Origin of the sequence: Pseudomonas fluorescens (assembly GCF_000730425.1) — a bacterium.
Lineage (GTDB): Bacteria > Pseudomonadota > Gammaproteobacteria > Pseudomonadales > Pseudomonadaceae > Aquipseudomonas > Aquipseudomonas fluorescens_X.
This window is the reverse complement of sequence record NZ_CP008896.1, coordinates 276248-300273: the sequence shown is the minus strand read 5'-3', so window position 1 is coordinate 300273 and position 24026 is coordinate 276248. Positions and strand designations below refer to the sequence as shown.

General features: G+C 62.0%; 12 protein-coding genes. 6 read left to right on the top strand and 6 right to left on the bottom strand.

The window, feature by feature from the left end:
- The first annotated feature begins 170 nt into the window (after positions 1–170).
- Genes HZ99_RS01030 through HZ99_RS01020 form a run of 3 tightly spaced genes read left to right on the top strand, consistent with a single transcriptional unit; the run spans position 171 to position 5658 of the window.
- Complete coding sequence (locus HZ99_RS01030; protein ID WP_038440659.1) at positions 171–1412, top strand: exonuclease SbcCD subunit D C-terminal domain-containing protein; 1242 nt, start codon at positions 171–173, stop codon at positions 1410–1412.
- Positions 1409–5047: an AAA family ATPase gene (locus HZ99_RS01025; RefSeq protein ID WP_038440656.1), complete on the top strand. Its 3639-nt coding sequence runs from the start codon at positions 1409–1411 to the stop codon at positions 5045–5047. The genes HZ99_RS01030 and HZ99_RS01025 overlap by 4 nt, the downstream gene beginning before the upstream one ends.
- Entirely contained in the window at positions 5044–5658 is a 615-nt protein-coding gene (locus HZ99_RS01020; RefSeq protein ID WP_038440653.1) for a glutathione S-transferase, read from the top strand. The genes HZ99_RS01025 and HZ99_RS01020 overlap by 4 nt, the downstream gene beginning before the upstream one ends.
- A 28-nt stretch (positions 5659–5686) precedes the next feature.
- Here HZ99_RS01020 and HZ99_RS01015 read toward each other — a convergent pair whose 3' ends face one another.
- From HZ99_RS01015 to HZ99_RS01005, 3 genes are all read right to left on the bottom strand, one after another.
- Positions 5687–5866: a hypothetical protein gene (locus tag HZ99_RS01015; protein WP_038440651.1), complete on the bottom strand. Its 180-nt coding sequence runs from the start codon at positions 5864–5866 to the stop codon at positions 5687–5689.
- A gap of 155 nt (positions 5867–6021) precedes the next feature.
- Entirely contained in the window at positions 6022–7197 is a 1176-nt protein-coding gene (locus HZ99_RS01010) for a lactonase family protein (RefSeq protein ID WP_038440648.1), read from the bottom strand.
- Positions 7184–7474, bottom strand: coding sequence for a DUF5629 family protein (locus tag HZ99_RS01005; RefSeq protein ID WP_038440646.1), 291 nt, complete (start codon positions 7472–7474; stop codon positions 7184–7186). Before HZ99_RS01005 ends, HZ99_RS01010 begins: the two co-directional genes overlap by 14 nt.
- 140 nt (positions 7475–7614) lie before the next feature.
- Between HZ99_RS01005 and HZ99_RS01000 the strand changes: the two genes are divergently transcribed.
- Together HZ99_RS01000 and HZ99_RS00995 are read left to right on the top strand one after the other, a co-directional pair.
- Complete coding sequence (locus HZ99_RS01000) at positions 7615–12477, top strand: DUF6543 domain-containing protein (protein ID WP_038440644.1); 4863 nt, start codon at positions 7615–7617, stop codon at positions 12475–12477.
- 43 nt (positions 12478–12520) lie between these two features.
- Positions 12521–17182, top strand: a complete 4662-nt coding sequence (locus HZ99_RS00995) for a hypothetical protein (protein ID WP_038440642.1) — start codon at positions 12521–12523, stop codon at positions 17180–17182.
- Positions 17183–17220: 38 nt separating this feature from the next.
- Here HZ99_RS00995 and HZ99_RS00990 read toward each other — a convergent pair whose 3' ends face one another.
- Positions 17221–19596 carry an efflux RND transporter permease subunit gene (locus tag HZ99_RS00990; RefSeq protein ID WP_038440641.1) on the bottom strand — a complete coding sequence of 792 codons (2376 nt, stop codon included), beginning with the start codon at positions 19594–19596 and terminating at the stop codon, positions 17221–17223.
- Positions 19597–19611: 15 nt separating this feature from the next.
- A complete protein-coding gene (locus HZ99_RS00985) occupies positions 19612–20652 on the bottom strand; it encodes a WD40/YVTN/BNR-like repeat-containing protein (protein ID WP_038440640.1) in 1041 nt (346 codons plus the stop codon).
- Positions 20653–21038: 386 nt separating this feature from the next.
- Here HZ99_RS00985 and HZ99_RS00980 point away from each other — a divergent pair, with 386 nt between their 5' ends.
- Positions 21039–22154, top strand: a complete 1116-nt coding sequence (locus HZ99_RS00980) for a Gfo/Idh/MocA family protein (RefSeq protein ID WP_038440638.1) — start codon at positions 21039–21041, stop codon at positions 22152–22154.
- A gap of 147 nt (positions 22155–22301) precedes the next feature.
- On the opposite strand, the gene HZ99_RS00975 is transcribed toward HZ99_RS00980, so the two are convergent.
- Entirely contained in the window at positions 22302–24005 is a 1704-nt protein-coding gene (locus tag HZ99_RS00975; protein ID WP_038440635.1) for an AMP-binding protein, read from the bottom strand.
- Positions 24006–24026 lie beyond the last annotated feature (21 nt).

Genomic DNA, 24026 nt, shown 5'->3' with positions numbered 1-24026 from the left:
CCCACCGCCATCGCAGGCAAGCCAGCTCCCACCTTTGATTTGTGCAGCCCTGAAAAGAAGGCGGTGTGTCAGCTGGCAGTTTTTTCAACTGACCCACCGCCTTCTCAGGCAAGCCAGCGCCTACACAGGTAAACTCCTCCCCTCTTTACCTCTTCCCCACGGAGTTCGCCTTGCGTCTGTTCCACACCTCCGACTGGCACCTGGGCCAAAACCTCCACGGCCAGGAGCGCGACTTCGAGCACGCCTGCTTCCTCGATTGGCTGCTGGGCCAGATCAAGCAACATTGCCCCGACGCACTGCTGATCGCCGGCGATATCTTCGACACGGTCAACCCGCCGCTCAAGGCCCAGGAGCGGCTGTACGATTTCATCATCAGCGCCCACGAACAAAACCCGAAGCTGACCATCGTGATGATCGCCGGCAACCACGACTCCGGTTCGCGCATCGAACTGCCCGGGCCGTTGATGCGGCGTTTGCGTACCCATGCGTTGGGCCGCGTGCTATGGCTGGATGATGGCCAACTGGATGCCGAACGCCTGCTGATCCCGCTGCCGGATGCCAAAGGCAAGATCGCCGCGTGGTGCCTGGCCTTGCCATTCCTGCGCCCGGCAGAAGTGACCGGTGCACACCTGGGTGACGACTACCTGCGCGGTATCGGCCAGGTACATGAATGGCTGATTGCCGCCGCCAACGCCAAACGTAAAAAAGGCCAGGCGCTGGTTGCCATCAGCCACGCGCATATGGCTGGTGGTTCGGTGTCGGAAGATTCCGAGCGCAGCCTGATCATCGGCAATGCCGAGGCGCTGCCGGCCAAGCTGTTCGACAAGAGCGTCGGTTATGTTGCCCTCGGCCATTTGCACAAGCCGCAAAAGGTGAATGGCGAAGAACGCATTCGCTACAGCGGCTCGCCGATTCCACTGTCGTTTTCCGAAATCGGCTACAAGCACCAGATTCTCGACGTGACGTTCCAGGGCGAAAGACTGGCCAGCGTCGACCCCATCCTGATTCCGCGCTCGGTCAACCTGCAACGCCTGGAAGCCGCGCCCCTGGCCGATATCCTCAAGGCACTGGCGGATCTGCCGGATATCGACCTGCTCGCCGAAACCCAGCGCCACCCCTGGCTCGAAGTGCGGGTGCGTCTGGACGAACCGCAACCGGACCTGCGCCAGCAAATCGAAACCGCCCTGCTTGGCAAGGCCGTGCGCCTGGTGCGCATCGCTGCTGAGTACGCCGGTCAACGTGGCAGCGAGGCCAGTGACGAAGAGCGCTTGATCGAACTCGACCAACTCACCCCCCAGGAACTGTTCAGCCGCGCCTGGCAGGAAAGTTACGGCAATGACGTGGATGAACAGACCCTGAAGGATTTCGTCGTGCTGCTCCAGGACGTGCAACAGGAGCATGAACAGCCATGAAGATCCTCGCCATTCGCCTGAAAAACCTCGCATCCCTGGCCGGGCCGTTCGAGATCGACTTTACCGCCGAGCCCCTGGCCAGTGCCGGATTGTTCGCGATTACCGGGCCCACCGGCGCCGGCAAAAGTACCTTGCTTGATGCCCTGTGCCTGGCGCTGTTCGGCGCCGTCCCGCGCCTGGGCGATACCGGCCAGGCGAAAATGCCCGATGCCGATACCGATGTTTCCATCGGCGACCCACGCACCCTGATCCGCCGGGGCACCGGTGGCGGTTTTGCCGAGGTGGATTTTATCGGTGTCAACGGTCGCCGCTACCGCGCGCGCTGGGAAGCCAATCGCGCCCGGGACAAGGCCAGCGGCAAACTGCAGAACAGCCGGCAAAGCCTGATCGACCTGGACAGCGAGCAACTGCTGGCCAGCCAGAAAACCGAATACAAGACCCAGCTGGAACTGGCCCTGGGCTTGAATTTCGAGCAGTTCACCCGGGCCGTGCTGCTGGCGCAAAGCGAGTTCAGTGCCTTCCTCAAGGCCAACGACAACGAACGCAGCGAGCTGCTGGAAAAACTCACCGACACCGCGCTCTACACCCAACTGGGGCAACGCGCGTTCGTCAAGGCCCGGGAAGCCAAGGAAGCCCACAGGCAGCTGCAGGACCAGGCCACCGGCGTCACACCCCTGCCGGCCGAGGCCCGCGCCGAGCTGGATCAACAACTGAGCACGGCCCAGCAGCAGCTCAAGACCCAACAGGCCCAGCTCAAGCAACTGGAACTGCAACATACCTGGCTCAAGGAACTGCACGAGTGGCAAGAGCGCCAGCTCAGCGCCGTGGAGCAGTTGCAACAGGCTGAACGGGCGTGGCACAACCAGGCGCCGCAACGCCTGGACTTGAACCGCTTGGAGCAACTGGCGCCGCAGCGTCACCATTTCGCGCGACATCATGAATTGACCGGCCAGTCGGCCCCCCTGGCCGTGCAGATCCGCCAGCACCTGGAGCAACAGACAGCCCTGCACACGCGCCAGGAGCAACTGCAACAGCAGCAAGCCCACGCGCGTACTGCCTTGGCCGCGGCCCAGCAACAGCAGACGGAGGCTGTGCCGTTGCTGCGACAGGCCTTCGAGGAACAAAGCACCCTCGCCCGCCTGACTCGCGAGCTGGCCCAAAGCCACGAACAAGTGCAGCTTGGGCAAACCGCCTGCGCCGAGGGCCAGGCCGCCCTCGACACCTTGCACGCCCAGCAGCAACAGGTTGCCAGCCGCCTGGCGCAACTGGCGACACAACTTGAGCACAGCGCCGTCCTCGCGCCCGTGAGCGATGCCTGGAGCGCCTACCGCGACCGCCTGCAACAGTTGATGTTGATCGGCAATCGCCTGAACAAAGGCCAGGCCGAACTGCCGCAACTGGAAGAACAGGCCCACCGCGCCAGCGAACAATGGGCCCAACAACGCACCGCCCTGGAGCTGATGTATCAGGAGGCCGGCGCCGAACCCCATGCCGTGGCCGAGCAGATCCAGTTGCTCGACAGCCTGCTCAAGGACAATCGCAAGCAGCAACGGGCCTTCGAGGACCTGACGCGGCTCTGGGACAGCCAGCAGCAATTGGACCTGCACCAACAGCAACTGACCCTCAGGCAAGCCAGCGCCCAGCAACAGCGCGAGCAGTTGAACCAGACGGGCCTGCAAACCAAGGCCGAACTGACAGTGGCCGAGCAGACACTGAACGTGACCAAGCAGCTATTGGAGCGCCAGCGCCTGGCGCGCAGTGCCAGTGTCGAAGAGTTGCGCGGGCACTTGCAGGATGAACAGCCCTGCCCGGTATGCGGCAGCGTCGAGCATCCCTACCATCAGCCCGAAGCCCTGCTGCACAGCCTCACGCGCCATGATGAAAACGAGGAAGCCACCGCGCAGCTGGCTGTCGACAGTCTCAAGGAAAAGCTCACCGAACTGCGCGGTGAAGTCAGCGGTTTGATCGCCCAGCAAAAGGAGTTCCTGCAACAACAGGAACAACTGACGACCCAGCGCCAGTCGCTGGCGCCCAGCCTCGATGCCCACCCGTTGAGCGCCGCCTTGTTCAGTCAAGACAGCAGCAAACGCAGCGCCTGGCTGACGCAGCAATTGAGCCAGCTCAACCAGCGCATCACCCAGGATGAACAACGCCAGGGCGCCCTGCTCAACCTGCAACAAAATGCCGGCCGCATGCAGCAACAGGTGCAAGCGGCCCAGGACACCAGCCAGCAGGCCCGCCAGCAGTTGATCGACCAGCAACGGGAACTGGCCAGCGACCGCGAGCGCCTGGACGAAGAGCTCACTGCCTTCGCCAGCCTGCTGCCGGCCGAGACCCTCGCAGGCCTGCGCACGCAGCCGGCAGCAACGTTCATGGAATTGGACCAGCAGATCAGCCAGCGCCTGGAACAGCTTGGCTACCAGAAGGATGAACTGGCCGAGCAACAACAACGCCAGCAAGCCATCGAAAAAGAACAGGACCGCCAACAGCATCGCCAGCAACAGTTGGCCGTGTGGCACCAGCAATTGGCTGAGCTGAGCAACCAACAGCAGGCCGCCGGGGGAAAACTCAGCGCCCTGTTGGGCACACATGGCAGCGCCGAACACTGGCAGCAGCAACTCGAACAGGCCGTGGAACAGGCCCGTCACAGCGAGGCCCAGGCCAATCAACAGTTACAGGACACCCGCAACGAGCTCATCCAACTGGCCGCCGACCTCAAGTCCCGCCAGGAACGCCAGCACACCCTGGACGCCGAACTGCAGGCGCTGCACAGCGGTATCAGCGACTGGCGTGCCCAGCATCCGCAACTGGACGACGCTGGCCTTGCGCATCTGCTGGCCTTCGACGCGGCCGGCGTCAGCCAACTGCGCCAGCAGGTGCAGCACAGTGAAAAAACCATCGAACAGGCCAAGGTCCTGCTGCAAGAACGCGAACAACGCCTCAAGGACCACCAGGCCCTGCACAACGGCCACCTCGACGCCGGGCAACTGGACAGCGCCCTGGCCGATCTCAACCAGCAGTTGAACAGCGGCGAAAGACACTGCGCCGAACTGCGTGCCCGACATGCCGAAGACCAGCGGCGCCAGGACGCCAACCAGAGCCTGGCACTCACCACCGCCAAGGCCTATGAACAATGGCAGCGCTGGGCTCGGCTCGACGCGCTGATCGGTTCGGCTACCGGTGACAAGTTCCGCAAATTCGCCCAGGCCTATAACCTCGACCTGCTGGTGCACCATGCCAACGTGCAACTGCGCCAACTGGTGCGTCGCTACCGCCTCAAGCGCGGTGGCAGCATGCTCGGCCTGCTGGTGCTGGACACGGAAATGGGCGATGAATTGCGTTCAGTGCATTCGCTGTCTGGCGGCGAGACGTTCCTCGTCTCCCTGGCATTGGCCCTGGGGCTGGCGTCGATGGCTTCCAGCACGTTGAAAATCGAGTCGTTGTTTATCGATGAAGGTTTCGGCAGCCTGGACCCCGAATCCCTGCAACTGGCAATGGACGCCCTCGACGGCTTGCAAGCCCAGGGGCGCAAGGTGGCGGTGATCTCCCATGTGCAGGAAATGCACGAACGCATTCCAGTGCAGATCCAGGTCAAGCGCCAGGGCAATGGCCTGAGCACACTGGAGGTCAAGTGAGCCAGACACTGTTGTTTTCGTTCCGTCGTTGTCCCTACGCCATGCGTGCACGCATGGCCCTGCGGTATTCAGGGATGGCGCTGCGGGTTGTCGAGGTCAGCCTCAAGGCCAAGCCGGCCGAGATGTTGGCGCTGTCGCCCAAGGGCACGGTGCCGGTGTTGAGCGTGAGTGGCCTGGTGATCGATGAAAGCCTGGCAATCATGCGCTGGGCATTGGCCCAGCATGATCCCGAAGACTGGTTGCTCAAGGATGACCCGGCCGCGCAAGCGCTGGCCGCGAGCTTGATTGAAGAGAATGACCAGGCCTTCAAAGTGCATTTGAACCGCTATAAATATGCCGAACGCTACCCCGAACAGCCCATGGAACAGTATCGCGCCGAGGGCGAAGTGTTTCTGCACAGGTTGGAGGGGTTGCTGGAACAGCGCGATTACCTGTTGGCCGATCACTTGAGCCTGGCTGACGTGGCACTGTTGCCGTTCGTTCGCCAGTTTGCCCATGTGGACCGGGAGTGGTTTGCCGCAACGCCTTATCCGCGTTTACAGCAATGGCTGGAGCGTTTTTTGGCGTCCGCACTGTTTACCGTAATCATGACTAAACACAACCCACTGTAGGAGCCGGCTTGCCGGCTCCTATAGGTTTTCAGGCGTGGGTCTTGTGGTCCAGGGCGGCATAGAAGTTGGCACTTTGTTGCAGGTATTTCTGAGTGTAGGCACTGGTGGTGGATTTTTTGCTGCTGATTTCCACGCTGGCGGCGGCAGGCAAGGCAACGGTGGCAGAAACAGCGGAAGCGGCAATGATCGAGAAGAGATTGAAGTTCATGGCGGTAACCCTTGTGTTCGGTTGGCTGGTTGGCCTGTGAAGGCCTTGGAGCAAACTTACGCCGGGGTACCGGCTGGCTGAAATGCTTTGAAATAGTAGCCGTTATCACCGGGATTAATACAAGGATTCAGGCCCCGCACGGCGGGGCCTGTGGCTTATTGACGCACCAGGAACTTGAGGTCGCTCGGAGCATCAATCGCGAGTTTTTGTACGGTTTTGCCCAGTTGGCCGGTCTTGGTGTCACGCTCGATCACCACGATCTGGTTGCTTTTCTGGTTGGCAATCAACAGGAACTTGCCGCTCGGGTCGAGGCTGAACTCGCGAGGATGATCCCCCTCCACGGAACGGCGCTGGATTTCCTTCAACTGCGCAGTCGCCGGGTCGATGCTCAAGACCACGATCTGGTTGGCCGTGCCACGGTTGCTGACGTAAAGGAACTTGCCATCGCTGGAGGCATGCAATGCAGCGCCAGCCTTGTCCGACACGGGTTGCCCTGCGGCAAAATCCACCAGTTGGCGCTGGGTCAGCTTGCCATCCTGATAGTCGAATACCGCCACCTGGGCACTCATCTCGGTAGTCAACCAGGCATGCTTGCCATCCGCGCTGAACAGCAAGTGACGCGGGCCACTGCCCGGCGGCAACTGCACAAAGCCGGGGGCGGCCGGGGTCAGCGGCCGCTCAGGGTTGGCCTTGGGGTCGTAGCGATAGGCAAAAATCCGGTCCGCCCCCAAGTCCTGCACAAACACGTACTTGCCATCCGGCGACGACACCACCGAATGCACATGGTTGGACGCCTGGCGCTCGGGGTTGACCCGGCTGGCAGGGTGCCCGCTCAGTTGCACCGGCGGCGACAGCTTGCCCTCGGCATCTACCGGCAGGACTGCCAGGCTACCGCCCGGATCTTCTTGCACCGAATAGTTGGCGACAAACAGGTAACGCCCATCGGCGGCCAGGCTTGAGTGCGTGGGTTCATTGCCCAGGCTCTGTACCTGGTTGATCAGGGTCAGTTGGTGGTTGGCCGGGTCAATGCTGTAGCTGCTGACACGCCCTACTTCGTCCTTCTGGCCCGGGCCGTTTTCATTGACCACGAACAGACGCTTCTGGTCCTGGGACAAGGTCAGCCAGGACGGGTTTTCGGTCTTGGCGGCCAATACCGGCTTGCCGCTCAATTGCCCGGAGCGGCTGTCGAATTGCAGGCGATAGATGCCTTCGCTGGTGCCGGCGGTGTAGCTGCCCACCAGCAGTTCAAAGGTATCGGCCGTTGCGGCCTGGACCGACATCGCACCGACACTGCCAGCCATCAGCAGGGGCCAGAATTTACGCATCCGCATGGTCGTCTTCCTCGTCTTCGTTACTGCCGGTGATCGCGCCCAGGCACACCAGGCTGTGCTCGCCCGCATCATCGCTCAGGGTCCAGCGTTGCTGGTTTTGATCAAACGTTGCCGCCTGCACTTGTGCGGGGCTGAACGTCCATTGTTTCCTTTCCCGACCGTCCATGCTCTGGATCAGCAACGCTTGATTGTCGAAGGTAAATTCAAAGGCATGCAGGCCATCGACTATAAGCATATCGCTGGTTGCAAGTTCGGTCGCCAGGGTGGCAGCAGTCATCAGGATCATTCATCAGTGGAAAAACGCTGATGATAGGACAAACCACGGCTGCCGTCCTGCCACGATAACTGGCTACCACACTGGGGCACAGGCGACTTGCCATTCTGCGGGCGAACCCATCCCGCAGAACGGAATCTCTTATGCCGGACACTTTATCCGCCTCACCTCCTGGCCCCTTGCGGTTCACTCACCGCAGCAACACCCCGGCCCAGGCTGTTTCCCACCAATTCGCCGATCGCCCGACCTTGCGCCAGGTGGTCGAGCAACACCTGCAGGAACGCCTGCTGGAATACTTCCCGTCGCTGCGCCTGGACCTGCCCACCCTTCGGCTCGCAACTCCCAACCAGCGGCGCGGTTGGGACCTCAAGCGCCTGACCGACGTAGCCCTCGATCACCTGGCCAACGGCACGGCCCTGAACCTGACCCTGGTCATCGACGAACGCCGCTGCTTCCTTTCCCAGCGACCACCCTCGCGCCTGACCTATGAGGCCAATGGCCCTCGCGAACCGAACATGGCGGTCATTGAACGGGTGATCCTGGACCTCGCCTTTACCTTGCCTATCGCTTTCCAGCAGGCCCTGACAACCTATTGGAACCTCGACGCAGATACCGGCGCCAGCCGCTGGCAATGGCTTGGCGATCTGCTGGCCGACAACCTGAAAAACACCGCAAGCCTGCTGCCGAGCGGCCCTGCCCGGGACATGCTCGATCGCGTGACCGGCGCGCCCGATCGCCGCGAGCGCCAGGCCGCATCTGCAGGTGTTGTCCATGCCTATTGCCTGGAAGCTTGCGTGATCAACCAGGGCCGCGACGCTCGTTTGCTAAGCACCGATCTGCTGCTGGTACAAGGCAACCAGATTCTGCTGTGCCAGGCATCGGGCAATGTCGAGCCCTTTGCCTCAATCGAGGTCTTCACCCAAACCTGGGGCCAGCGCCTGGCCAGCCGCTTGCAGGTGGACAAGCTCGTGGTCAAGCGTTACGAGCCCGATGGCAACCTCTTCGATACCCAGGCCGCCTTGCTGCTCAACCAACAATTGGATGACCTCCAAGCCATCCGATTGCCGGCTGCCGGGGGGGTATTGGCCTTGGAACAGCAGTTCGCCAACGCCACCGACCCCATGCCCCTTTTTATCGCCGCTCCCGCGCCGGACTCAACACACCTGCCCGCCCTGCAGGCGGCACTGCCCCCCTGGCTGCTGGCAGCCAACGCCGAACAGCGCTTTGCCTATCGCCAAGGGCTGCTGGACCAGGCGCGCCTGCAACGGCAAACGGGCGGGGCATCCTTTCTGGACGGCATGGAGAACCTGCAAGCCTTCACCACCCGCACCCTGCGCGAGCAGATGCGCCGCGACCACCCCGAGTCCAGCGTGGAACCGGGCAACCTGGCGCTGACCTTCCACGTTCCGGTGGGAGACCTGCACAGCGGTTATCTGGCGCCGGTGACCATGAGCCTGAGCGAACTGGCAATCAACAACCTCGCCGCCGCACCACAGGGCCGCCTGAGCCTGCGCGACACATCGGGCGCTGACATCCCGGACTGGCTGACCGAGGACTATGTCCTGGGGGAAAAAGGCCTGTTCCATAACACCCCAGGGCTGATCCGCCAGGTGGACATCGGCCGCAACTACCCACAGCTAATCCGCGAACAGCTGTTGGGGGACACTCCCCAAGCACGCCGGCGCGAGGCACTGTTCGGCCAGGAGCTGGCGGTGCAGTTGCCCCGGCAAGCCCTGGAACTGGCGATTCGCGGGCAACAGGGGTTCACCTTCCTGGGTTATCGCTACGTCAAGGCGGTGCTGCACAGCAGCGTGTCGGGGCGGGTGGTGCAGGCCCAGGACATCGTGATCCGCCCCCTGGCCTTCGCCCGCAAGCCCGGGGCCCTGCCGGATATCGTCAGCAACATGTTTATCATCGAACCGCGCGCTATCGGCGCCGGGCCGCCGATCCTCTATCGTCCGCTGTACCAGCACGCGCTGCAGCAATTCGGCAACCGTGCGGCCCTGTTCGACGCCATCGCGCAGCCTGGTGCCTTACAAGACAGCGTGTTGTCCTGGATGGCGGACAAGGCCCGGCCGATCTACAGCCAGGGTGGCTTTCACAGCCCGCATATCCTGCGTTTCAGCCAGGGTGACGACACCGTGCAATGGCCCGCACCGCCACCCGCCCAGTTGGCACAAAACACCAATGGCGGTGAAGTTCCCGGTTCTTTGGCGCAGTCACTGGCCACGGGTAACCTGACCCAATACCTGTATGGCAGCAATGCCCGGGCGCTGGTGGACCTGGCGGACAGGGACTCGGTGTCCAATGCACAAAGCCGTTGGAAAGTACTGCTCGAAGGTGGCTGGCTGCTGTTTAACACCCTGCTGCTGCCGCTGCTGCGGGGGCCGGCAATGGTCGTGGGCTGGATGGCACAACTGGCGGTCAGCCTCCGGCACGATATCGCCGCCCTGCAAGGCAACGACGGCACTGCGCGGGAGTTGGCCTGGGTCGATGTGCTACTCAATATCGGCCTGATTCTGTTGCATGTGACCTCCCAGCCCCGCCCTACCCTTGACCGGGAGACACACACCACCGAGCCTGCCCTGTCGTTGACTCTCGCGGCACTGCGCCGCCCATCGGCTGTGGCCCGCCCGACCGTAACCATCGAACAAGGCCCGGTGGGTCTGCCCGCCGAACCGCCAGCCAGCGACCAGACCCTGGTGGACTTTATCCACTCCAACGCCCGGGACAGTAGTCGCCGTCGCTTGCTCGACGCCTTGCGCGAACTGCATGTGCCCTGGCCGGAACCGCCCCCCTTGGCGATAGAGCTCGGCACCTACAAGGGCCTGTATCGTATCGATCAGCAGTGGCATGCCTCGGTGGCCGGCCTGCTGTTTCGCGTCACTCTCGAGCCGGATCTGAGCGAAGTGTTCCTGATTCATCCCCAGAAACCGGATCACCCCGGCTTCCAACTGACACGCAATGCTCAGGGCCACTGGGGCCTGGACCTGGGCTTGAAACTGCGTGGCGGCGGGCCAAAGAACCGGCTCAAGGCCAAGCTGGCGCAGATCGATCAGCAACGTACCCAGGTGTCGGAGGAGATTAATCACATCGGTGATCAGATCAGCGCGCTGATCAAGCGCCTGCAACCGATCGACCAATTGCTGGATGCCGCCCGCCTGAAATTCGAGCAAGCCCATAACGCCTTGGGCACCGCGCGCCTGCACCTGCGCAGCACACCTGGCGACCCGGCGCTGATAGCCGCTCACCGCGATAAAGTCGCCGAGCGCTCCAGGACCAGGACAGGGTTCCAGCTTTTTCAAGAGCGCTTCGATCAGGCTGCCGCCGAGTTGCTGCAACAGCGGCGCGAGCTGCTCAGCGCCTATAGCCAAATGAGAGAAATCGACAGCCGCTTCGACTATGAAGGGCAGTGCGTCAATCAATATCAGTCGATCCTGTCCACCGACGAGCTCCGCGTCAGCCGGTTGTCATCCCTCTACCTGGCAACGTTTGTTTCCGAACAGGGCGAGTCGCTGATCGAACTGCAAGGTGCGGCGCATGATCCCGGGGCGGTGAGCTATGTCAAGGATCTGCTGGAGACCAACTTTGCAGTTTCCGAGCGCCACGCACAGGCGATGATTGCCATCGAAAACACCCTGGAAGAAATGGCCACACGGCTGAAGACCGGCCCCGCGCAACGTCTCAAATACCTCAATGGCCATCCCGAGCGCCGCTTCTACAACCGCCTCAATGCCACCCTCGAATCCCTGGATGTGCTGACCGAATTGAGCATCGACCAGACGATCCCGGCCACCACGCCACAGGAGCGCTACTTCCTGGCGCGCCATGATCACCTGCAATCGTCGCTGTCGTCCCTGGAAGACTCACACCTGGAATTACTCACCACCGAAGGCTTCACCCTATCGGATCGCAAGGAGGTGCTGAACAACCTGATCAAGCATTACAAGCGGCGGCTGCAGATATACCAGAGCCTGTTGGAGCTGGACTCGCCCCTGGCGCACACACGGTACATGCCGCTGCTGATCGAGCGCCTGCACGCCGTGCGTGACAGCGCCGAGGCTGATCTGGCGGCCCTGTTGCGCGAAGATGAGTTCCTCCCGCCACAACCGACGCCCTTCAAGCCTGTGCGGGTGGCGTCGAGAACCAAACGCGTATTCAAATCGCGGGACAAGGGCGCCCTGGTGGGCGAGCTGGAGCCCGCGCAAAGCGACCTGCCCTTCCCCACCATCGTGACCCGCAACCCGATTACCCAGCAGGTCAGCGGGCGCTTTATGGAGCACCCCAATGAGGGTTGGGTGGAGATTGTCCAAGCCAAGCCCCCCGCACCGGTCGAGCCATCCCAGGCGCCGTCCCTGGCCACCTTGCGGGCCCAGGCACAACGGCTTCAGGAAGAAATCCCCGGTATCGAGCGCTCGATTGAGTTCCAGAAAAAGAAGCTCAGCGACCCGACACGCCGCAATGAACTCAACCCGCAAGACTGGCGCGACATGCTCGCGCACCAGGCCGATCGTCTCGAAACGGTGGCGGCCGAACTGACCCACCACCATGGGGACAAGCCTGACATGCTCCAGACCGTGGAACGCTTGCGCCGGCGCGCCAATGACTTGCGCAGACAAGGCATACAACACTGTATCGAAGGCTATAAGGCCCAACGCCCGCGCCAGGAAAACATCGAGTTCCTGCGTACCCACGCGGCGATTGATATCGGCCTGGTCCACGGCGCCCAACGTACCGCGGCCAAGGACTACGTGTCGGAGTTCGCCGTGCGCGAGAAAAACAGCCTCACGGTGCTGTGGTACGCCCACTTTCACTACAGCCAAGCCGACAGTTTGCCCAGCGCCTACACCGCAGCCCATCTCAAGCGCCCCGAACAACGCTTTGTCACCCTGCGGGACTTGATCGCCCAGGCCGGTGCAGACAGCCAGACCATCGTGCGGGATCTGTACCACCCGATCACCGCGCCGCTTGACCAACGCCTGTTCCTGAGCCTGTTGCCCGCCTAGAACCGGACCACGAATGGTATCGACTGCCAAAAAAAGGATGTTTATGCAAAACCCCACACCCTCTTCTATCGCCCACGCCGTGAGCGCTCGGTTCGCTGATCGCCCCACGCTGGAAACGGTGATCCGCCAACAACTCGCCTCGGCTATCAGGGCCAGATACCCAACGCTGACGCTGGACCTGAGTCGCACGCACCTGGCCCGGCCACAGCGCCGAAGCTGGCTGCTACAGCCATTGATGCCGGTGGTCCAGGATGCACTGGCCAGTGGCAAAGCGCTCGACTTCAGCGACGTGGACAACATGCCCTGGTACCTCTCCGACGCACCGCCAAAACGCCTGAAACTGCCTGGTTCGCCCGCGGAACAGCTCGACATGGGTGTGATCGCAGCGCTGGTTGGCGAGCTGCCCCAGACCCTGACCATCGCCCTGCAAAATGCCTTGGCTGACTATTGGGACACCGGTCATTGGCGCTGGCTTGCGCACATGCTGATGGACACCTTGCGCATTGGCGCCCTGCGCCACACAGGCCTGCAAGCACAGGCGCGGGAGGCGGTCGACCAACTGGTCACCACCCCTGACCGGGAAGCGCGGATCGCCCGCCATGGCCAGGGCGTGGTATTTGCCTATGGCCTGCAAGCCCTCCTCAAGAACGGCGAACAAAGCACCCATCTGCTGAGTCCGGAACTGGTGCTGATCCGTGCCGTGAACGGCAAGGCGCCGGTGCTGCTGTGCAGCCCGGGGGGCGGTATTGAAGCGTTTGCGTCCATGGATGCGTTGGTCCAGGCCTACGGCCAGCGCCTGGCTGGCCAATATCAGGTCGACGATATTCTCATCCAGCGCTACGAGCCCGACGGCGATATCTTCGAGCATCAGGCAGCGATGATCCTCAACCACCAATTGGAGGATCTCGGCAACCTGCACCTGCCCATCGCCCAGCCCTTCAGCACCTGGCAAGCGCTATATGGTGAACTCACCGACCCCGGCCGGTTTTTCCACGACTCACCGGTAGCCCCACCCCAGGCCCTGGAAACGCTACGCCAGCACCTGCCGAGCTGGCTGCAACAGGCCAGTGCCGACGACCGCGCCACTTACCGACGCTACGCCCTGGCGCTAGCCAGCGCCAAGCAGCGCGGCGGCGGGCGCCACTTTCTCAGTGATATCGACGATATTCGCACCTTCACCATCAAGGCCCTGCTGCAAACCCTGCAACACGACGCTGTGACCTTTGATTCCCTACTGCCTTCGCCGCCGTCTGTCGCCGCCCTGCATCCTGACGACCTGCAACTGACCTTCACCCTCGTCGCTGGCTATCCGGGCGCCGTCGGGATTGCCCGCCACGAGCGCATGAGCCTCACCGACCTGGCCATCGACAACCTGGTCAGCCGCCCCAGCGGCACGGCAACACTCAGCCATCGTCTAGGCTTGCCGCTGCCGTCCTGGCTCACCGCCGACTATTTGATGAGCGCCGGCGGCCCTATTGAAAAGGTAGATATCGGCCTGCATTACCCACGTGCACTGGAGCAACACCTGCTGGGCAACAGCCCCGAGGCGCAACAGCGCGAGACGCTGTTTGGCGATCAGCAGGCAGCGCAGCTGCCGTTGCTGGCATTGGAGTTGTGCCTGAAACAGCAGGCCGGCATGAGCCGCCAGGGTGCGCGCCTGGTAGCCGCGTTGATGCAGCACAATGTTGCCGAGCAACAGGTCGACAACCGCCAGGTGGTGATCCGCCATCTGGCGTTACTGCGGGCCCCTGGCGCCCAGCCCGACAGCGTCAACAACATGTACCTTATCGAAGCACTGGATGCCGACGTCGGCCCCCATCTTCTGTACCGCCCGTTGTATGCCCAAACGCTTCAGGAATACGCCAGCCGCGAGGCACTGTTCGAGGCCATCGCCCAGCCCGGCGAGCTGCAAGACAGTGTGCTGACCTGGCTGAGTGACAGCGCCCGACCGATCTACGCCAACGGCGGCTTCCAGGAACCGCATTACCTGCGCTTCGGCCAGGGCGATGAATTTACGCCCTTGCAAAGGCCGGCGCCGGCAAGCCTGGCCAGCGATGGTATCAACGAGGAGCTACAACAATGCCTGGTCACCGGGCGCTTGATGGCCTACCTGTTCAGCGACCATGCACGGGCCCTGGTGGAACAGGCCAACCGGGAATCGGTGTCCAACAGCGAGAGCCGCTGGCAAGTGCTGCTGGAAGGCAGCAGCCTGTTATTCGGCCTCCTGCTGCTGCCGTTATTGCGCGGTCCGGCGATGCTCACGGGCTGGCTCTTGGCCCTGATGACCAGCCTGGGCCAGGACATACCGGCGCTTGAGGCTGAAGACCGTCGGACCCGCGAGCTGGCCGCTGTCGACCTGCTGCTCAACCTCGGCCTGCTGCTGTTCGAGGCGACTCCCGAGGTGAGCGCGCCTTACCCGCCCCTGGCACCCGGACTCAAGGAACGCGCACTGCCTTCGGCCCTCGCTCCACGTATTGGCGAGCAATGGCCGGTGCCCTCGCCGCCGACAATTCGTGAAGGCGTCGTAGCCCTGCCTGGCGTGCTGCCCAGTACGAACCGCAGTGTGCTGGACTTCAGTTTCGCCCAGACACGTCAACGCCTGACGCCTGCCCAGCGCATGCGGCTGAGCCGCTTCAAGGCCAGCCGACCGGAGCCCCTGCCCCGGCCCGTGCTGAATGGGCCACGCAAGGGGCTTTACCTGATTGGAAACACCTGGCACGCCCTGGCGAACGGCGAGTGGTTGCAGGTGGTCCTGGAGCCGGAGGGTGACGCCAGGGTCGTCGACCCTGGCGACACTACCTACAGCGGCCCGTACCTGCGCAGCAATGCCAACGGCGTGTGGTCGGTCGATACCCGCCTGCGCTTGCGCGGGGGCATGCCACCCAAGCGCATCGAGGCTGTGCGTCAGCAACGTGCCGAACGCAAAGCGCAGTTGCACGCCGGCTATGATCGTTTCGTCAGCGCTCAAGTCGCCCAGCAACGCGCAGTGGACATTGCCCAATCGGTCATGGAACGCACCAGCCAGGATCCCCGGTTCGCTGAAGCGCAGAAGCAAAGCGCACGCCAGCGATTCGATATGGCCTTGCAAGAGCAGACTCACGGCTATCAAAACATCCTTGATGCACAAAAAGAACGCCAGGAACTGGGCATCCCATTGCCCACCCCAAACGTCGCAGCGTTGACAGAAAACCTCGTCAACAACGCACGTAAACATGTGGTGATCACCGATCTGGACAGGCAGGTCTTGTATGGCGCCCACCCACAGTTCGTGGTTGAAGGTCCACACCTGCTCCTGGCAGTTGCCAATGATCTGGCAGGCTACGCACAGTTCGTCAAAAGCTCGCTGGCGATCAATGAGCGTGCGATCCACTGGCTCGAACTGCAGGATCGCTATCGGGATGAGTTGTTCAGCCTGGGCACGGCGGGCGCCGAGGGCTATGCACGCCTGACCCGGGATCGACCCGATGAAATCAGCGCTCTTGCGGTCAAGGATCTGCAGGTTCGCAGCCTCAAACTGGTGGTTCTCAATAAGCTTGAGCACACCTTGTTCGAAGCGTTGGATGAAATCCTCAACCCCCTGCACCCCCACGTGCGTACCCACAGTGAACTCAACGCTTTGGACCTGACTGCGCACGAGCGGGTGGACATCCTGCAGAGCCTGGTCGAGCACTACGGCAACACCCTGGACGCTTTGCAGGGGATCGGCATGGTCAATATCGACGAGTTTGACAGCACCTACTTCAGTCAGTTGTTCACACTGGTCGAAAGCTTGTACCAACAAGCCACTCGCCAGTTCGCAGCCGAGATCAGACCCGTCGCCACACCTGCCAGGCGCCCGGCCAGACGCAAACCGGCGACGCCCGGAAAACCTGCGAAAAAAGTCATCCGAACCGCCCGCAGAGGCACCTTGATCGGCGAACTCAAACCCATTGGAAACGTCGATGTGGTGGAAGTGCGGAGCGAAGTCGGCAATGAACTGCTGGGCATGTATTCGCAAAGTGGCGATGAGTGGGTCGAGTATCGGGAACAGCACCCGCCCCAGCCCCCCAGGCCGACCCGCGCCCTGAGTCTGGTCAAAGGTGAAGCGCGCAAGTTGTTGGGCATGCTCAATGAGCATCTGCAACGGGGTAAGGACTATAAAAGAGTGTCCCGGCACCCGCAGGAAGTCGAAGAGATCCTTCACCATGAGGCAACCCGCTACAGCAAATTGGCCACCGAATTGGATCTGGCGATCCAAACACAGCCTCAGGCCGCACGCATGGCAGCCGATCTGACCCTGGTCACGCAAATGCTGGAGGCGGCAACGCGCCTGAGTGAATTGGGGACCGCACTGCGTATCGAGCGATGCCTGGAGTTACCGCCAACCCACGGTAGCGTTGAATACCTGTTGGCTCAGAAAAAGGTCTACGTTGCGCGCTGGGGAGAACGCCTGCAACTGGGCGCAGAGCGGCGGGACTTTATCCAGGAATATGCGGTCACCGACCCCAAGGGCGCGCCCCTGTGGTTCGCGCATTTTCACTACGCCGCCGTCGATACCGCCAAGGCCCAGTACAGCGCCGCTCACCTGAAAACCCGCGAGCAGCGCAAAGTCAGTTATTACGCGTTACTGGCCAGCGCCCAAAGCCCGCAGGCCGTTGTCAACGTGCACCGAGGCTTGATCGGCAAACAACTGGCCGATCGCTGGTTCCTGCCCCTGGCCCCATGACATCGCACACGGTGCAGACATCACGGGGCGGCAAGGGATCAATGGGCGAACAGTGAGTTACCCTTCTGCCCGGCCAGCTTCTCGGGCTTGATCAGGAACCGCGCCAGCGCCGGCAACAGCCACAGTGCGCCGAACATGTTCCACAGCAGCATGAAGGTCAGCATCAGGCCCATGTCGGCCTGGAACTTGATGGCCGAGAAGATCCAGGTGCATACGCCGATGGCCAGGCACAGGCCGGTGAACAGCACGGCCTTGCCGGTGGATTTCAAGGTCTGGTAATAGGCTTCCTGCAACGGCAGGCCGGCCCGCAGGAAACTTTCCAGGCGGCTGTAGATGTAGATGCCGTAGTCCACGCCAATCCCCACGCCCAGGGCCACCACCGGCAAGGTCGCGACCTTGACGCCAATGCCCATGAACGCCATCAGCGCGTTGCCCAGCACCGAGGTCAGCACCAGCGGCAGGACAATGCACAAGGTCGCCGCCCACGAACGGAAGGTGATCATGCACATGGTGGCCACGCACAGGTAGACCAGGATCAGGATGGTCAGCTCGGCCTCCTTGATCACTTCGTTGGTGGCGGCTTCGATCCCGGCGTTACCGGCGGCAAGGATAAATTCCAGGCCGTCCTTGTTGTTTTCCTTGGCGAACGCCTGCACCGCACTTACCGCACGGTCGAGGGTTTCGGCCTTGTGGTCGTTGAGGAACACCAGCACCGGCGCCAGGGAACAATTGTTGTTGTACAGCCCATCGGCGCGGGCGATGGAGTTGTTCAGCACATCCGGGTTGCGCGACAGAGTTTCCCATTTCAGGTTGCCCTCGTTCATGCCCTTGATCATCTGCTTGGACACGGTCACCAGGGAGATCGCCGACTGCACGCCCTCGGTGTTCTGCATCTTCCACATCAACTGATCGATGGGCGCCATGGCTTCGTAGCGCGAGCAGCCTTCGGCCTTTGTCTTGACCATCACGACCAGCACATCGGAGCTGGTGGAGTAGTTGTTGATGATGAAGTTGTTGTCTTTGTTGTAGCGCGAGTCCGGGCGCAGTTCCGGCGCGCCCTGGTCGAGGTCGCCGATCTTCAGGTTCTGGCTGTACCACAGGCCGCCACCGAAGGCGACCAGGGCCAGGGCAATGGAGATGGGCGCCACTTTCGGGCTGGCGAAGTTCGACAACAGGCGCCAGAACGGATGGTCGCGGTTTGCGTCCTTTTTACTCTTGGCAATCGCGCGTTTGCTGATGCCAACGTAGGAAATCGCTACCGGCAACAGGATCAGGTTGGTGAACACGATCACCGCCACACCGATGGAGGCACCGATGGCCAGTTCACGGATCACGCCGATATCGATGATCAGCAGGGTGATAAAGCCCACCGCATCCGCGAGAATCGCGATCATCCCAGGCAGGAACAGTTGCCGGAACGTGCGCCGGGCCGCCGTCAAGGCGTTGTCGGCCTCACTGGATTGCAGGGCAATGCCGTTGATCTTCTGCACACCATGGGAAATGCCGATGGCGAAGATCAGGAACGGCACCAGCATCGAATACGGATCCAGGCCAAACCCGAAGAAGTGCATCAGCCCCAACTGCCAGACCACCGCCACCAGCGTCGTGATCAATACCGCGACGGTACTGCGCAGGCAGTTGGTGAACCACAGCAGCAACACCAGCGTGATCACGAACGCGATACCGAAGAACAGCACCACCATCAGCAGGCCGTCGATCAGGTCCCCGACTTTCTTGGCGAAACCGACGATATGGATCTGGACGTTAGGGTTCTGCTCCTGGAACTTGGTGCGGATCTTGTCTTCCAGCTCATGGGAGAATTTCTGGTAGTCCAGGGCCAGCAGCTTGCCTTGGTCCTGCGGGTCTGGATACGACTCCAGCAGCGGGATATCGACGATGCTCGACTTGAAGTCGTTGGCCACCAGGCGCCCGACCTGGCCGGACTTGAGCACGTTGTTGCGCAACTGGTCGAGGCTTTCCGGCGAGCCGTTGTAGCTCTGCGGGATCACTTCGCCGCCGGCAAAGCCTTCTTCGGTGACTTCAGTCCAGCGTACGCTGGGGCTCCACAGCGACTTGAGGCCGGAACGGTCGACGCCGGAGATGTAGAACACCTCGTCGTTGATCTGGCGCAGGGTCTCCATGTACTCCTTGCTGAAGATGTCACCGTCCTTGGCCTCCACCGAGATACGCACGGTGTTGCCCAGGTTCGCCAGGTCGTTGCGGTGCTCCATCATCTTTTCGATGAAGGGGTGCTGCAACGGGATCATTTTTTCAAAGCTGGTGGAGGGCCGGATCAGGGTGGCCTGCCAGAACAGGAAAATACTTACCAGCAGACAGATCACGATCACTGCCGGGCGGTTATTGAAGATCAGGCGCTCAAGAAAGGTCGCTTTATCGTTGTGATGACTGCTCATTCTATCCCCGCCTTCTTATTGTTTTTTGCGTTCGGCGCCAGCGGGGGTCGCGACGCGTACGCCACCCTGCCCCACCAGAATCAAGTCGCCATTGCCCGCCGCCGTCACCGCCGAGAGTGAAATACGGTCTGGGCGGTTGAATACGCTGAACGTCAGGCCATCGTCGTGGCTGACCACCACGCTGCCGCCGTTGCCGACCACCACCAGGGTGCCGTCGTCGAGCAAGGTCGCGCCCGACAAGCCGAATTCCAGGGCGCCCCGGGCGGCCTTCAGCTCCACCGGTGCCCAGGTATCACCAAAATCGGTGGAACGGAAAAGGTTACCGCGCAGGCCGTAGGCCAGGAGGGTCTTGGGTTGGGCCGTGCCAATCACACCAAACAGCGAGCCCTCGTAGGGGCCTTCGAGTTTTTCCCAGGTCTGCCCCTCGTCGCTGGAGCGGAACATGCTGCCCTGTTCGCCAACGATAAACAGGCCGCCATCCTTGACTTGGGCAATAGCATTGAGGTGGAACTGGTCTTCGTTATCGAGGCGGTCGCTGACGTCCAGCCAGGTCTTGCCCGCGTCGGTGGTCTCGATCAACGCCCCGTAGGCCCCCACGGCAAACCCGTGGTTGGGGTCGTTGAACAGCACGTCCAGCAACGGCGCTTCACGGCTGAGGTCCTTGAACTGCTCAGTCCAGGTGGCCCCGGCATCGGTGCTGGCGAGGATCTTGGCGTCATGTCCCACCGCCCAGCCGTGCTGGTCATCGATGAAAAACACCGCCGTGAGCAACTGGCGGGTCGGCACCTTGGCCTGCACCCAGGTGGCGCCCTGATCATCGGAATAGAGGATATGCCCGCGATCACCGACCGCCACCAGGCGCTTGCCGGCGTGCACGACGTCGATCATCAGGCCTTTTTCGGCCTTTGGCGATTCAATGGCAAAGGCCGCAGGTTCTGCGGCGTCGGTTGCAGCCTGGGCCGCGGTCGACAACGCGACAGCCCCCAGCAGCGAGAGCGCTGTAGCCAGCACCGCGACCTTGCGCGAGGCGAGCGGGCGGCAAAAACCCACACCCATGACAGGCTCACTCATAGACCTTTCTCCCATTTATTATTGTTAGGTCGTAACACCTTCCAGGGTGTTCGCAGTGCTCAAACCTGCAATCTAGAGCCCCTTGAGGAAGCAGGGGCCATCCTATCGGGCTTTCGAATCGTCTGACAATCGGCGCTACGTTATCTTTTGTTAACTGAAGGCCTTTTGCCTGCTGGCTGAATATAGCCGCATTCGCCCAAATGATGACCTGTCGCAGGAGCCGGCTTGCTGGCGATGGCGTTCTCTGGGGCGCCATCGCCGGCAAGCCGGCGCCTACAGGATATGGTATTTTTATTCTATGTATTGATAGTTGAGAATTTTTATTCTATTAATTGCTTTCCCGAAAACAATAATCCAAAAGGACCACCGCCATGCGCGCACTCGGAATCGGCCTGATTGGCACAGGCTTCATGGGCCGTGCCCACGCATTGGCGTTCAATAACGCCCGTGCGGTGTTTGATTTGCCCTTCAACCTGACGCTGGCCGCCCTGGCCGATGCCGACAGCCAGCGCGCGCAACGCTGCGCCAGCGCCTGGGGTTTTGCCAAGGCCCATGGCGACTGGCAGCAATTGATCGATAACCCGCAAGTGGACCTGGTTGCCATCACCACCCCCAATCACCTGCACCACCCCATGGCCATGGCCGCGCTGGCGGCGGGCAAGGCGGTGTATTGCGAAAAACCCCTGGCAATCAGCCTGCAACAAGCCGACGCCATGCGCCTGGCCGCCAGCGAGGCCGGGGTGGTGACACGGGTCGGCTACAACTATCAGCACAACCCCATGCTGGTGCTGGCGCGGCAGATGATCGACGCGGGCGAGCTGGGGCAGATCATCAGTTTCCAGGGCGAATTCAGTGAAGACTTCATGGCCGACCCGGCCTCGCCCTGGTCATGGCGCTGCGAGGTCGGGCATGCCGGCGGCGCCCTGGCGGACCTGGGCAGTCATCTGCTGGCGATGGCGCGTTACCTGGTGGGGAATGTGCTCAGGGTCTGTGCCGATAGCCAGACCGTCCACAGTCAGCGCCCCGCCAGCCCTGGCAGTGCCCAATGGCGTTCGATCGGGGTGGACGATCAGGTGCACGCCTTGCTGCACTTTGCCAATGGCGCGCGCGGGACCGTCAGCAGTAGCTGGCTCAAGCATGGCTACAAGAATCACCTGAGTTTCGAGATCAGTGGCACACGCGGCACCCTGGCGTTCGATCAGGAGCGGTTGAACGAGCTGCGCCTGTTTCGCGCCGGCGACCAGGGTTTCCAGCGCTTGCTGGCGGGCCCCGCCCTCCCCGGCTATGCCGCGTTCAGCCCGGCGGCGGGGCATCAATTGGGGTACAACGAATTGAAGACCCTGGAAGTACAGGAATTGATCATGGCACTGGCGGGGCAAGGTGCGGGCGGCACCGATTTTGAAGCAGCCTGGGAAGTGGAGCGGTTGGCAACGGCGATTCGGGTGGCTGCGCGCGAAGAGCGTTGGGTCAGGGTGAGCGAGGTCTGAACAACACCCTAACGCCCTTGCCGGCGATGGAGGCGTGGTGCGACCAGAACGCTACGCCTGGCAGAGATCCCCTGTAGGAGCCGGCTTGCCGCAATGGCAATTTCACAAACGCTATCGCCGGCAAGCCCGCCCCTACAGCGAGTGCGTTTAGCGCAGTGCCCGGCGCAGGACCTTGCCTACCGTGGTCTTCGGTAGCTCCTCGGTACGGAACTCGACAAACTTCGGCACCTTGTACCCGGTCAAGTATTCCCGGCAATGGGCCAACAGTTGCTCCTGGGTCAGGTTCGGGTCGCGACGCACGACCACAATCTTCACCTTTTCACCGGTCACCCCATCCTCCACGCCAATCGCCGCCACTTCCGCGACGCCCGGGTGCAATGCCACCACGTCCTCGATCTCATTGGGGTACACGTTGAAGCCAGAAACCAGGATCATGTCTTTCTTGCGATCCACCAGGCGGATGAAGCCCTGCTCGTTCATCACCCCGATATCCCCGGTCGACAGCCAGCCCTCGGCGTCCAGTACCTCGGCGGTTTCCTTGGGACGCTTCCAGTAGCCCTGCATCACCTGGGGGCCACGCACCTGCAATTCACCCTGCTCGCCAATGCTGGCCACTTCACCGTCCTCACGGATAAAGCGCACCCAGGTCGACGGCAACGGCACGCCGATGCTGCCGGTAAATTCCATCTCGCGCATGCGTGAGATGTCGATGGGGCTGATGCTCACCACCGGTGAACATTCCGTCAGGCCGTACCCCTCGATGATCGGCAGGCCGGTCACTGCTTTCCAGCGCTTGGCGACGGCGGTGTGCGTGGCCATGCCGCCGGCGATCACCAGGCGCAGGTCGGAAAAGTCCCGGGCGCGAAAATCCGCGTTCTCCAGCAGGCCGTTGAACAGCGTGTTGACCCCGGCAATCCCGTTGAAGCGCTCCTTGCGCAGGATCATCTGCACCCGCTTCACGTCCCGTGGGTTGGCGATCAGGATATTGCGCCCGCCCAGGCACATGAACATCAGGCAATTCACGGTCAGGGAAAAGATGTGGTACAGCGGCAACAGGGTGACGTTGGTTTCCTGCTGGTTCTGGTCCAGTTGATCGCCCACCCACGCCTTGGCCTGTAGCAGGTTGGCGATGATATTGCGGTGGCTGAGCATCACGCCCTTGGCATCCCCCGTGGTGCCGCCGGTGTATTGCAGGAACGCCAGTTCCTCACGTGCCAGGGGTACTGGAGTGTGGGTCAGTCCCCGGCCCTGCTTGAGCGTCTGGTTGAAGCGCACCGCACCCGGCAGGTTGAAGGCCGGCACCTGTTTTTGCACGCGACGCAGGATGAAGTTCATCGCCGCGCCCTTGAAGCTGCCGAGCAGATCGCCAATGGCCGCAACGACCACGCGCTTGAGCGCACTGCCGGCCACGACTTTTTCCAGGGTGTGCGCGAAGTTCTCGAAGATCACCACGGTCTCGGCGCCACTGTCCTTGAGCAGGTGCTTGAGTTCGTGGGCGGTGTACAAAGGGTTGACGTTGACCACCACCGCACCGGCAAGCAGGGTGCCCAACAGGCAGATGGGGTACTGCAAACAGTTGGGCATCATCAGGGCCACACGATCGCCCTTGCGCACGCCCTGGGCCTGAAGCCAGGCGGCGAAGGCGATGCCCTGGGCCTGCCAGGTGGCGTAGGTCATTTCGGTGCCAATGCTGACGTAGGCCACACGGTCGCGGTATTTGTGCAAATGTTCGAGAAACACCTCGCGCAACGACGGGTAGTCCTCGATACCGGCATCGATATCGCTTGGGACGCCAGGCAGGTAGGTGTTCAGCCAGATACGTTCGGTTTGGTCCAGGCTTACAGCGTTCATCGCAGTCTCCTTATTGTTTTT

What these genes read in the sequence shown, in the direction of transcription:
- HZ99_RS01025 (WP_038440656.1), top strand. Translation starts at nt 1,409, where the DNA reads ATGAAGATCCTCGCCATTCGCCTGAAAAACCTCGCATCCCTGGCCGGG.
- HZ99_RS01015 (WP_038440651.1), bottom strand. Translation starts at nt 5,866, where the DNA reads ATGAACTTCAATCTCTTCTCGATCATTGCCGCTTCCGCTGTTTCTGCC.
- HZ99_RS01010 (WP_038440648.1), bottom strand. Translation starts at nt 7,197, where the DNA reads ATGCGGATGCGTAAATTCTGGCCCCTGCTGATGGCTGGCAGTGTCGGT.
- HZ99_RS01005 (WP_038440646.1), bottom strand. Translation starts at nt 7,474, where the DNA reads ATGACTGCTGCCACCCTGGCGACCGAACTTGCAACCAGCGATATGCTT.
- HZ99_RS01000 (WP_038440644.1), top strand. Translation starts at nt 7,615, where the DNA reads ATGCCGGACACTTTATCCGCCTCACCTCCTGGCCCCTTGCGGTTCACT.
- HZ99_RS00995 (WP_038440642.1), top strand. Translation starts at nt 12,521, where the DNA reads ATGCAAAACCCCACACCCTCTTCTATCGCCCACGCCGTGAGCGCTCGG.
- HZ99_RS00990 (WP_038440641.1), bottom strand. Translation starts at nt 19,596, where the DNA reads ATGAGCAGTCATCACAACGATAAAGCGACCTTTCTTGAGCGCCTGATC.
- HZ99_RS00985 (WP_038440640.1), bottom strand. Translation starts at nt 20,652, where the DNA reads ATGGGTGTGGGTTTTTGCCGCCCGCTCGCCTCGCGCAAGGTCGCGGTG.
- HZ99_RS00980 (WP_038440638.1), top strand. Translation starts at nt 21,039, where the DNA reads ATGCGCGCACTCGGAATCGGCCTGATTGGCACAGGCTTCATGGGCCGT.
- HZ99_RS00975 (WP_038440635.1), bottom strand. Translation starts at nt 24,005, where the DNA reads ATGAACGCTGTAAGCCTGGACCAAACCGAACGTATCTGGCTGAACACC.